Origin of the sequence: Microcoleus sp. AT3-D2 (assembly GCF_036705715.1) — a bacterium.
Lineage (GTDB): Bacteria > Cyanobacteriota > Cyanobacteriia > Cyanobacteriales > Microcoleaceae > Microcoleus.
The window spans coordinates 45918-56096 of record NZ_JAUBVE010000044.1 but is presented as its reverse complement, the minus strand read 5'-3'; the positions used below and the strand labels follow the sequence as shown (position 1 = coordinate 56096).

The 10179-nt window shown below is 47.0% G+C and carries 12 protein-coding genes, 1 tRNA gene and 1 pseudogene; 6 read left to right on the top strand and 8 right to left on the bottom strand.

Translation table 11 applies throughout. The annotated features are described in order from the left end of the window. Positions 1-687: 687 nt before the first annotated feature. From QUB44_RS18550 to QUB44_RS18530, 5 genes are all read right to left on the bottom strand, one after another. Positions 688-1449 carry a DUF72 domain-containing protein gene (locus tag QUB44_RS18550; protein ID WP_333369772.1) on the bottom strand — a complete coding sequence of 254 codons (762 nt, stop codon included), beginning with the start codon at positions 1447-1449 and terminating at the stop codon, positions 688-690. An 88-nt stretch (positions 1450-1537) separates the two neighbouring features. Continuing rightward, the gene (locus QUB44_RS18545) at positions 1538-1915 is read right to left on the bottom strand and encodes a hypothetical protein (RefSeq protein ID WP_333369771.1); all 378 of its coding nucleotides are present in this window, start codon (positions 1913-1915) and stop codon (positions 1538-1540) included. A gap of 174 nt (positions 1916-2089) precedes the next feature. Further along, a complete protein-coding gene (gene ygfZ / locus QUB44_RS18540; protein ID WP_333369770.1) occupies positions 2090-3157 on the bottom strand; it encodes a CAF17-like 4Fe-4S cluster assembly/insertion protein YgfZ in 1068 nt (355 codons plus the stop codon). Positions 3158-3294: 137 nt separating this feature from the next. Continuing rightward, positions 3295-3678, bottom strand: coding sequence for a hypothetical protein (locus QUB44_RS18535; RefSeq protein WP_333369769.1), 384 nt, complete (start codon positions 3676-3678; stop codon positions 3295-3297). 186 nt (positions 3679-3864) lie between these two features. Continuing rightward, positions 3865-3936, bottom strand: a tRNA-Val gene (locus QUB44_RS18530). A gap of 72 nt (positions 3937-4008) precedes the next feature. Here QUB44_RS18530 and QUB44_RS18525 point away from each other — a divergent pair. Both QUB44_RS18525 and mazG read left to right on the top strand, forming a co-directional pair. Next, positions 4009-4638 (top strand): metal-binding protein, encoded by a 630-nt coding sequence (locus tag QUB44_RS18525; RefSeq protein WP_333369768.1) that lies wholly within the window; start codon positions 4009-4011, stop codon positions 4636-4638. A 151-nt stretch (positions 4639-4789) separates the two neighbouring features. Further along, positions 4790-5617 carry a nucleoside triphosphate pyrophosphohydrolase gene (gene mazG, locus QUB44_RS18520; RefSeq protein WP_333369767.1) on the top strand — a complete coding sequence of 276 codons (828 nt, stop codon included), beginning with the start codon at positions 4790-4792 and terminating at the stop codon, positions 5615-5617. Positions 5618-5744: 127 nt separating this feature from the next. Here mazG and QUB44_RS18515 read toward each other — a convergent pair whose 3' ends face one another. After that, positions 5745-6146 carry a helix-turn-helix domain-containing protein gene (locus tag QUB44_RS18515; protein ID WP_172192721.1) on the bottom strand — a complete coding sequence of 134 codons (402 nt, stop codon included), beginning with the start codon at positions 6144-6146 and terminating at the stop codon, positions 5745-5747. 180 nt (positions 6147-6326) lie between these two features. Here QUB44_RS18515 and QUB44_RS18510 point away from each other — a divergent pair, with 180 nt between their 5' ends. Beyond that, on the top strand, positions 6327-6710 hold the full coding sequence (locus QUB44_RS18510; RefSeq protein WP_333369766.1) for a hypothetical protein: 384 nt from the start codon (positions 6327-6329) through the stop codon (positions 6708-6710). 128 nt (positions 6711-6838) lie between these two features. On the opposite strand, the gene QUB44_RS18505 is transcribed toward QUB44_RS18510, so the two are convergent. Together QUB44_RS18505 and QUB44_RS18500 are read right to left on the bottom strand one after the other, a co-directional pair. Then, complete coding sequence (locus tag QUB44_RS18505; protein ID WP_293336342.1) at positions 6839-7324, bottom strand: allophycocyanin subunit alpha-B; 486 nt, start codon at positions 7322-7324, stop codon at positions 6839-6841. Positions 7325-7556: 232 nt separating this feature from the next. Next, the gene (locus QUB44_RS18500; protein ID WP_333369765.1) at positions 7557-7691 is read right to left on the bottom strand and encodes a hypothetical protein; all 135 of its coding nucleotides are present in this window, start codon (positions 7689-7691) and stop codon (positions 7557-7559) included. Between the two features lie 102 nt (positions 7692-7793). Here QUB44_RS18500 and rlmD point away from each other — a divergent pair, with 102 nt between their 5' ends. From rlmD to QUB44_RS18485, 3 genes and pseudogenes are all read left to right on the top strand, one after another. Then, complete coding sequence (rlmD, locus tag QUB44_RS18495) at positions 7794-9206, top strand: 23S rRNA (uracil(1939)-C(5))-methyltransferase RlmD (protein ID WP_333369764.1); 1413 nt, start codon at positions 7794-7796, stop codon at positions 9204-9206. Between the two features lie 149 nt (positions 9207-9355). Then, positions 9356-9774: pseudogene (locus QUB44_RS18490) on the top strand (XisH family protein). Beyond that, positions 9762-10097 carry a XisI protein gene (locus tag QUB44_RS18485; protein WP_333369763.1) on the top strand — a complete coding sequence of 112 codons (336 nt, stop codon included), beginning with the start codon at positions 9762-9764 and terminating at the stop codon, positions 10095-10097. The pseudogene QUB44_RS18490 and the gene QUB44_RS18485 overlap by 13 nt, the downstream one beginning before the upstream one ends. Positions 10098-10179 lie beyond the last annotated feature (82 nt).

Sequence of the window (10179 nt, the reverse complement as noted above, 5' to 3'; positions counted from 1 at the left end):
TTTGGGCCGCCAGTTCTCTGGCAGAGAGAGTGACTTATTGGTCGTCCATAATCTGACGGTGAGCAACAGGCCATTGCCAATAACTCTGTTACTTGTTCCATGCTAAATTTTGCCGGTGCGCCAACACGCTCTCGATCTTGTAATCTTTGCAAAATCGATAAGTCTTTTCCCTCGTTCTCCAACCATCGGTTTCGCCCCTTCACGAGCCATCTGCAGGTTAATCTCTAGGCTTCGGGCTATTTCACGATTTTTGACCATCAGATGCCATGATCATGATTTTGGCTCGTAGCACGATTTGTTGCGGTGTTTTGTGTTTGTCGATCAACTTCTGAAGTTCATGACGCTCGCCATCGCTTAAATTTAATATTTTAGGCATTAATAAGGCCATATATTACTCCTCCATCGCCGACCGAAACAGGTCTCAACTAACTCTAGCCTTGGTCACGCTTGGTTTGCGGACTAATCTTTACCTAAAAATCTCGCTCCTGCCACCTTTGCAGCATACCTCGGCTTACCTCATCTTTCGCTCGAAACGCTATATGTTATTCTACCACAAATATAGTCTGTATACTTACGCCGAGCTGTACTAGACCGATCGCCACCTCCGATTTATAATTCAACTTCAGGGAACTGCGGAGCATTGATGAATGCGCCCAAAAGAATGGGAACGGTCTCAATTAGAGTCTGTCAGGAAGTACCATTCTCCACAAAAGTTTTCAGCTTTGAAGCGTTCCTCACTGCATTTCCCTCTCCGTCATTGTTGAAGTAGACGAACACAGGTCGCCCCTGGCTTTCCCACTCGCGGATGCGATCGGCCCACCAATGCAAATCGTCATCGGAGTAGGAGCCGCCGTAGAGATTGTTGGGGTCGGGGCCGTGGAGGCGCACATAGACGAATGAACCCGTTACACGCAGGATACATGGAAGGTGGGCGCCGCTCATCACGCAGTAAGCCGCTCCTTCGCGTTCCAGAAGCGAAAATACCTCTTCTGTGTGCCAGCTTGGGTGTCGGAATTCCACAGCTAGTTTGATCCAGGAGGGCACCTGTTCTAGAAAGTAGGCTAGGCGGGCCAAATCGCAGCCGAACTGGGGAGGAAGCTGGACGAGCAGAATACCGAGTTGATCGCCTAGGCATTGAAGTCCCTCACTCATGCGTTCCAACCACTTTTCTGGCGAATCAAGGCGCTTGGAGTGCGTTAGACCACGGGGCGCTTTTACGGTCATGAGAAATCCTTGGGGGAGGCGCTCTCGCCAGTTAGCAAAGGTAGTGTTTGGTGGCCAGCGGTAGTAGGTGCTATTAACTTCGACGGTTTGATAGTGCTGGATGTAGCGATCGAGCCTAGAGCGAGGCGGTAGCTGGTGGGGATAAAGCACACCTTCCCAATGGTCGTAACTCCAACCTGAAGTGCCAATATGAACAATCAAATCGGGGTTCGTTATCCCTTCCATGATTCGGCTTGAAATCGCTACTACACAAACTTTCGTCCCAGCAGAGAGGGACTAAGAATTTGATATTTGAAAACAGGATGCGATTGAATTAGTTGGCTCGATCGCTGCTACCTCCCTCTGTAGCTTTTTCTACTGCTTCCCGTGCCGGCGTAACTGCTTCGCCCACGTTATTTTTTACCGATTCTATAAATCTTTTGGTACTGGGGGCGATCGGTTGGTCAAGATTCAGCTTTTCTCGGATATTGTCAACGGCATCATTCCCGCCCTTCTCGATATCACTTGTGGGCTGGCGATCGGGACGGGCAACTTCGTAAGACGTAGCTTCTGGGGTTAAATGTGTAGCGTTCGCTTGCATTTTATTGCCCGAAAATTCCAATTCGGAGCTAAAAATCAGCGCTATTCCTACAGCCAAGATTATTCCAACTCGCAGGCAAGTTGTAACTAAGCGCGATGTAAACTTTTTCATTGAAAAACTCTGTTTTTTTTGTGACGACTGTAATACAGAATAATTTCGGTTGTTGGTTTGCAAATCTATCTAAAGATAGGACTTGTGGCCAATTTATGGTGTTAGCATCCTTCCCAAATCAACCTCAAGAAAAAAGTTTTGGGCGCTGCGGCGTCACCAGGCGACCGATCGCAACTACGAACTCAAGAAAGGTACATTTACTACTTCCCCTGACACCGATCCGACTTGCACTTTCAGTCCTTCGCCGCCCACTTTTGTGCGGATGTAAGCAAGACCAAAAAAGCCGGATTCAGTTTCCGTAAAACTGGTGAGTTTGCCGACTTTTTCCTCTCCGATTGTGACTGTTGTTCCGGGTTCAACCGCACCGCTCAACTGTACGCCCCAAAGTTGCTGTTTGACTCCTTTGTAGGTGTTCAACCGGGCAATTGTTTCTTGACCGATGTAGCAGCCTTTGTCATAGGTAATCGTGTGTAAAAGACGGGCTTCTAAGGGGTTGTAATCGTCTGTGAGTTCAAAATCGGGTGCGGGGCGTCCTTGTTCGATTCGCAGTTGTTCCCAAACTTGATCGCCCATTGGTACGGCCCCAGCTTTGACTAATTCATTCCACAACTTGGCTGCATCGCAAGCTTGTGCAATTAACGTGTATCCGGGAGTTGCTAAACCGCTACCAACCGCAACTCGAACCCCCCCTTGGTAAGGGGGGGAAAGAGGGGGGGGTTTTATCAATTTGTGAGTAGCGTAAGGTTGATTTTCTAGTTCGGTAACTCCGATTTTTTCTAATAGTTGAGTGCTTTCTGGGCCGAGGAAACTGAAAGCAACAGTTGTATCGGTTAAATCTGTTAACTCGACGCGATCCATTGGGAAAATATAGCGATCGAGCAATTCCAGGAGTTGGCGGCGGCGGTTGGCTGAGACTAGCAGCAGTACGGCATCTTCTGTCGCGTAAGCAGTGGCGAGGTCGATCGTCCGGGCGGTGGAAGTCACGAAAACGGTGTCGCAACCTTGACCGGGTTTGAGTATATTAAAGTTATTGGTACTTTGATTGTGCAAGAACCGCAGTCGATCGCTATCTGAGATTTGAATGCGTCCCCAGTGAGTGCGATCGTACAAAGCCACACCTTGTTTCGTTGCTGCGATCGCTTCTGCGTCGTTACCAAAACTGACTGGCACAATTTCTTTGGTTGTTAACTCGGCAAAAGTAGCACCGGCCGCTGCTTGAATGTCGTGCAATTCTTGAATCATAAGATTTTGTTTACTGTTAACTGTTGGCTGTTGACTGATGACTGTTCGCTGTTAACTGTTGACTGTTGACTGATGACTGTTCGCTGTTGGCTGGAAAGCTCATCACTGACAACAGATAACTGACAACTGTCAACTGACTATTGGCCCAAATTGGCGAATATTTCTTGTATTAATTGACTGGCTTTGGCATCAAGACGAGTCCAATCTACATCGCCCGTGTCCTCCTCAATCAAGCTAGTATCAATTACAACTTCTTGGCTTTGCAGTTGAGTGTGGGCGGGCTGGTAGTTGACAAAGCAGACTCGATAGCAAAGTTCCCAAATATCGATACATCTTTGCTCGCCTTGAAGCTCTAAAAGTAGTTGATAGCCAGGAATGGGGATCTGGACTTCTTGATAAGTACCCGTCCAGACAGACTCCTCTAATTGTTTGCGGATGTTGTCGAGCACTCGGATCATCGCTGGCTGCATGAGCAGTTCAGCTTGCTGCCAAGCGATCGGGCTAGTTATTTTAGGCTTCATATACACGGTTCTAAAAAAGAAAATCAATAAATTAATTTTCTAGCATTGGGTGCCAACTTTTGAGACATCCGCCACAGAATGTTAAATTTAGTCGTTACCCAATTTAACAGTCAACTCTCAACAGCAACAGCCGTTCTCGGCTTGACGGCTAAAAACGGCTGAAACTGTTGATATTGAGTTATCGGATGGGTAATGTAGGATTTGAACCTACGGCATCCTGCGTGTAAAGCAGGCGCTCTACCACTGAGCTAATCACCCAATTGCACTCACCGGGATTTATCATATCACAGTAACTCAGAAAGATCAAGTAAAAAAAATCCTAAACTTTAAATGCCCTCTGGCCGCACCCACGATCAAATAACCCTGTGGAGTTTGCCCTTGGTGGCAGCCCTCACCTTTGGCCAGACGAGCAGCAGCAACCTGACTTTGCTCGTTTCCGGCAGTTTCTTATTCGGCGGGCTGATGTTTGGCCCCGACTTGGATATCTACTCCTGCCAGTATCAGCGCTGGGGATGGTTCAAACCGATTTGGCTCCCGTACCAAAAAAGCCTGCGCCACCGCTCTTTTTTGTCCCACGGCCCTCTGATCGGCACTGCTTTGCGAATCTTGTACCTCGCTATCTGGATCGCGGTTCTCGGAATGTTGGGATTGGCAATTGCCGAAAAAGTCGGAAACTTAGGCTGGAATTGGCAGGATGTGGTTTTGAGTTATGGGCGATCGATCTGGGAACACCACATCGAAATTTTAGCCGTTTACATCGGTCTAGAATTGGGCGCTATGAGCCACTATCTGAGCGATTGGGGCGGATCTGCTTACAAAAGATTCAAAAAGAAAGGATTGAGCGGATTGCGCCCTCCTGGCACAATTAAGAGGCGCAAACGCCAACCAACCCGTCGCACTTCCAGCAAATCTATAGCAGAAGGAAGAAGGAAGAAGGAAGAAGGAAGAAGGAAGAAGTAATAAAATCAGCAGAAGGAAGAAGGAAGAAGGAAGAAGGAAGAAGTAATAAAATCAGCAGAAGAAAGAAGGAAGAAGATGTAATAAAATCAATGGTTGGAGCCATTAACAACGTTATAACCGTCTTGGCGGTTGATATAAAAGGTAAATTATTATGTCTAATTCTGAAAGTCGATCGCTCACAGCACTCAAAGAACTTATAGAAGTTGTGGCTAAATTGCGATCGCCAGACGGCGGATGTCCTTGGGATTTAGCCCAAACTCCCCAAACTCTAGTTCCTCACATCATAGAAGAAGCTTATGAAACCGCCGATGCGATTCGCAAAGGAGATAAAGATGCGATCGTGGAAGAATTGGGCGACTTATTGTTACAGGTAATTCTGCAAGCTCAAATTGCCAGCGAATCCAATCAGTTTACCTTCGCCGAAATCGCAGCGGGCATTACCGAAAAACTCATTCGGCGACATCCCCACGTCTTCGGCGATGTCGAACTCAACAGCGTCGATGAAGTCAACGAAAACTGGGAAAAAATCAAAGCAGCCGAAAAAGGAAAAACTTCGGAAAAGCCCCCAAGTTTAGCCTCGAAAATGAGCCGTTATGCCAGCACTTTGCCGCCGATCGCCGCCGGGATGAAAATCTCTGAAAAAGCTGCGGAAGTGAGTTTTGATTGGGACAATGTAGAGGGCGTTTGGGATAAATTTCACGAAGAAATGGCAGAATTTGAACACGCTCTCAAACACGAGGATAAGGCAGCGCAGCAGTCAGAATTGGGAGATATTATGTTTGTGTTAATTCAATTAGCTCGCTGGTACGATTTAGATCCGTCGGCTGCTTTGCAAGGAACAAACGATCGCTTTGTGCAGCGGTTTGCTATGGTGGAGGCTGCGTGCGATCGACCTTTGTCAGATTATCCCGCAGAAGAGTTAGAATCTCTGTGGCAGCAAGCTAAAGGTTTAATTGCTAAACAAAAGGGCGATCGGTAATCAATCACCGCAGATAAACACAGATAAAATGACATCAGCGTTCATCAGCGTTCACCCGCTAATATCTGCGGTTCAAAACTCCCCATCTCAAGAATTTGGTTGCATCAGTTCAGATGTCAGCAATCAACTACTCGTAAAGCTTCGCATCGTTGTATGGGGGATGTTCGCAAGCGATATAAAGCGCATTTGTCGGTTCCAGGGCTTCCCCTGTCACTGGATCGATCGGCTTGAGGACAAAGCATAACAGAGAGAGCGATCGCCAATCCAAATTATCCAGCTTCCCGCGTTCGTAACGGTTGACTGTTGCGGCACTGATACCCACATCTTTGGGTACGGGTTGATTTGTAGCAGTGAACAGCGCCTCTTCATATCCCTTTGTTTTGAACTCTGTTTCGCTGACAGACCAGCCTGTTGTCTGTCTTGCTGCTTTTAAAATCTTCCCCAAACGCATCCGCCCCGTTTCAGTGAAGCGAACGGGACGCAATTCCTGCTCTTTGTCTACCACAGCTTTGTTAGAGAGTCCTGACATTTTTCCCACCTACGTTAACTCTCAAACTAGCACAGCATCAATGATTGAGGGTTGCACGAGCAACATCTGAGCTGAAGAAGTTTAAATTTATTTCATTGCACTTGTGCAATAAGAGTCTGATATAGTAATATGTAATTGACTCTAAACCAAACTTGCCTCTCAAGCCCTGAGTATACAGCTATGACAGCACTGTTTCGCCGCATCCAACCCTCGAAAAAGCTCCGCATCACCGTCAGGTCGATCGCCCAACTGCTCAAAATCAGCCAAAACCTGATTAAGCGAGTTGAATCCTGGGCTTTCGTGGTTTTCGTCCACCATCGGGATAGAGGCGGCCTGTTCGTCAGCTACCGCAGGCTGGAAGAATGGCAAAATGCGATCGCCCATCAGATCCAAACCTGCCCCACCCTTGGAGAACTCTCGCAGCTCAAAACATCGATTCAGTACGACAGCCGGAAATTCAAAAAACAATCTCTCCCAAAAACCCTTGACTTTTTAAATCAAATGTGCGTTGAAAGACAAGACGAACTCAACATCTGGGAAAGCTTAAACAGCATTGCTTCCTAGCAGAAATGAGGCAGATTTCCTTTCCAAAAAACAGAAGCGAAACATTTGCGAGCAATTGCGAGATCAAATCACCCCAAAAATCACCCGCGAATGCTCCGCCACATTCATGAAAGCAATCACCAAAGCAATTAAGACATTGCCTGAGCGATATAATCAAAATAAGGAGCTGCTTCCTTAGCATCATCCTGATTGAGCAAAGCCAAAGAAGCTTCCTTCAAACAGCGGATAGCTTCGACCATGCCAGGAACAGGAACGCCGAGAGAATTATACATTTCCCGAACGCCAATCAAACCGATGCTTTCGATCGGCTCCTTGTCACCCGCCAAGATACCGTAGGTAATCAGGCGCAAGTACCAGCCGTAGTCGCGCAGACACAAAGCCCGTTCGCGCTGGCCGTAAGCATTGCCCCCAGGAGAGATAAAATCAGGTCGTTTTTTCCAGAGTTTTTTACTAGCTTCTTCAACAATTTTCTTCTCACTGTCAGACAGCGCAGTAGCAATACGCACCCGCTGTTCTCCGGTTTTAAAGAAATCATTGATACTTTGGAGTTCGCCGGTACTGGGATAACGAAGTTCGTCGTCGGCTTGGAGAATAAATTGGCTAACTACGCTCATTGTTATTCAAATTTGAGGATAACATTAATAAACATTCCCATCTGTTGGCGACGGGATTCTTGGTTCGCAGACTTGCCTTGCTCCTAACATTTATCAATCCTAGAAGTAGAGGGTAAATCTCCCCAAGCGTTATGCTTGATGTTCAAGCCAGTTTCCTTGTGTTCCAGGGTACTGGGGGAAAAACTCAAAAATTGCGAGTGAGAGTTTTGATGTCGGCAGACACTTTGACTGTTTAACGAGTTTTTGCTACATCGCCCCAACAGCCGATCGCACCGACGATATCGAGGCAACTCGCGACAAGCTCGACTCCCCGGTTGAAGCTTGGCTTTAGCAGCAAGACGTTCAGCAGCAGGAAGACAGCCTGCAATTGAGTTTGAGTGCGATGGCTTACGCCCCGCTTCGCTACGACTTATCTCAGGAAAGAGAGAGCGATATTGCATTACCATATTAAATCCTACCACGACTACTTGTGACCAAATCTAAATTCCCGACCCCAAACTCGACGAAATTGGCAAACCCTTGCCAGCAAGGTCAACTGATTGAGATAGAGATTACCGACTTGACAGACACCGGCGACGGAGTTGGTCGTTTTGGTGAGTTAGTGGTGTTTGTGCCCGATACCGTGACGGGCGATCGAGTCCTTGTCCGCCTCGTGCAAGTCAAATCCACCTATGCTACAGGCAAGCTGGACACACTTCTCGAAGCATCCGAACACCGCATCCGAGCTAACTGCATTGTCGCCGACAAGTGCGGCGGCTGTCAGTGGCAGCACGTAGATTATCAATATCAGCTTGCAGCCAAACAAAATCAAATCACTCAAGCCTTAGAACGGATTGGCGGATTTAGCAATCCGCAAGTCGATGAAATTTTAACAGGGAAAATCGAGGGATTTCCCCAATTTTTGGGATACCGCAACAAAGCGACTTATCCCGTGGCAATATCTGCAACAGGTCAAGTCCAAGCAGGTTACTATCAAAAAAGCACCCACAAATTAGTCAATCTCAATCAGTGTCCGGTGCAAGACCCGCGCCTCAATCCTTTGTTAAAAGAAGTCAAAGAAGACATCCACTGGCGGGATTGGCAAGTCTACGACGAAAAGAAACATACAGGAGAATTGCGTCACTTATCCTTGCGGATCGGACGGCGCACCGGCGAGATGCTGCTAACTTTAATAGTTCGCACTGGAGAGTTGCCGGGACTCGAAGAGCAAGCATCAGAGTGGCTGAAACAATATCCTCAACTGGTAGGTGTTTGTTTGAATATAAACCCCGCTCAAACTAATGTGATTTTTGGTGCCGAAACTCGCTGCATTGCGGGTCGTTCTTATCTGCGAGAAAGATTTGCTGGGATGAATTTTCAGCTAAGAGCAGATACTTTTTTCCAGGTAAATACAGAGGCGGCTGAAGCGTTGTTAGAGGTGATGGTAGGGGAATTGAATTTACAGGGAAACGAGGTTTTGGTTGACGCTTACTGCGGCATTGGTACTTTTACTTTACCCCTGGCAAAACAAGTAAAAATAGCCATAGGTTTAGAAGTGCAATCGGCGGCGATCGAACAAGCCACATTAAATGGTGAGTTAAATGACGTGAGAAATGTCGAGTTTCAGGTGGGAACTGTAGAGAGTTTGCTGCCTTCCTTGGGATTGACACCGGATATTGTGCTGCTAGATCCGCCGAGGAAAGGGTGCGATCGCGCGGTTTTGGAAGCTATCAAGGAAATCAAACCAAATCGCATTGTTTATGTTAGCTGCAAGCCTGCTACTTTGGCTCGCGACCTGAAGATTTTGTGCGAAAATGGGGATTATAAGTTAGCGCGAGTGCAGCCGGCGGATTTCTTTCCTCAGACTTCTCATGTTGAGTGTGTGGCTTTTTTGGTCAGGTGAAGGAAGGGGCGATCGCTTGTTGGGAATGAAAGGGCGATCGCGCTTATTTGATTCTTGGCATTTTGGTTGAGTGCTATAATACTATTAGTGCTAAGTTCCTAAGTGCGTGGGTTTGGATAGAATAGAAAGCAGGTCTTTGAGTAAAGTCTATGTCGGCTAGGGATGTTTTCCATGAGTCTGTGAAATCCGCTCTCCTGAAAGATAATTGGGTGATTACCCACGATCCGCTGAAGCTAAAGTTTAGCGAAGACGATCGGCTCAGGATTGACTTGGGGCGGAACAGCTTTTAGCCGCAGAGCGAGGTGTGCAGAAGATTGCGGTGGAGGTTAAAAGCTTTCTGAGTGAATCAGCTATGTTTGATTTCCACCTAGCCCTCGGTCAATTTTTGAATTATCGACTAGCACTCAGAAATTTGGAGCCAGATCGATCGCTCTATTTGGCAGTTCCCATCGCTGCTTATAATTCATTTTTCTCTCGTGCTTTGCCCCAAGCGGCGATAGCTGAGTACGATTTAAAGTTGTTAGTATACGACCCTACTAATGAGGTGATTGTAGAATGGAGAGATTAGCTAAATATCGGCAGATTGTTCGCACTTTTTTGATGGAATATAGCAAGACTAAACCTATCAATGACGACATAGAAATCCAGGTATTATTAGACACAGAACATGACCATTATCAGATAGTAGATTTAGGTTGGGACGGTCACAATCGGATTTATAGTTGCCCGATCCACTTAGACATCAGAGATGGGAAAGTCTGGATTCAACGCAATCAAACCGATGAACTAATTGCTGAGGAGTTAGTGCTGATGGGTGTGGCGCGGGAGGATATTGTTTTGGGGCTTCAGCCTCCCTATGCAAGGCCGTTTACGAGCTATGGTGTTGCTTAGCTGTGGCGATCGCACTTATAATGTCTTGTCACAAGGGCGATCACTTTTAGGGAATGAAAGGGCGATCGCATCTGCTACCTCT

Coding starts and splice junctions, on each gene's coding strand:
- QUB44_RS18510 (WP_333369766.1), top strand. CDS start 6,327: ATGACAGCACTGTTTCGCCGCATCCAACCCTCGAAAAAGCTCCGCATC.
- QUB44_RS18525 (WP_333369768.1), top strand. CDS start 4,009: ATGCCCTCTGGCCGCACCCACGATCAAATAACCCTGTGGAGTTTGCCC.
- ygfZ (WP_333369770.1), bottom strand. CDS start 3,157: ATGATTCAAGAATTGCACGACATTCAAGCAGCGGCCGGTGCTACTTTT.
- QUB44_RS18550 (WP_333369772.1), bottom strand. CDS start 1,449: ATGGAAGGGATAACGAACCCCGATTTGATTGTTCATATTGGCACTTCA.
- QUB44_RS18545 (WP_333369771.1), bottom strand. CDS start 1,915: ATGAAAAAGTTTACATCGCGCTTAGTTACAACTTGCCTGCGAGTTGGA.
- QUB44_RS18535 (WP_333369769.1), bottom strand. CDS start 3,678: ATGAAGCCTAAAATAACTAGCCCGATCGCTTGGCAGCAAGCTGAACTG.
- QUB44_RS18485 (WP_333369763.1), top strand. CDS start 9,762: ATGGAGAGATTAGCTAAATATCGGCAGATTGTTCGCACTTTTTTGATG.
- QUB44_RS18515 (WP_172192721.1), bottom strand. CDS start 6,146: ATGTCAGGACTCTCTAACAAAGCTGTGGTAGACAAAGAGCAGGAATTG.
- mazG (WP_333369767.1), top strand. CDS start 4,790: ATGTCTAATTCTGAAAGTCGATCGCTCACAGCACTCAAAGAACTTATA.
- QUB44_RS18505 (WP_293336342.1), bottom strand. CDS start 7,324: ATGAGCGTAGTTAGCCAATTTATTCTCCAAGCCGACGACGAACTTCGT.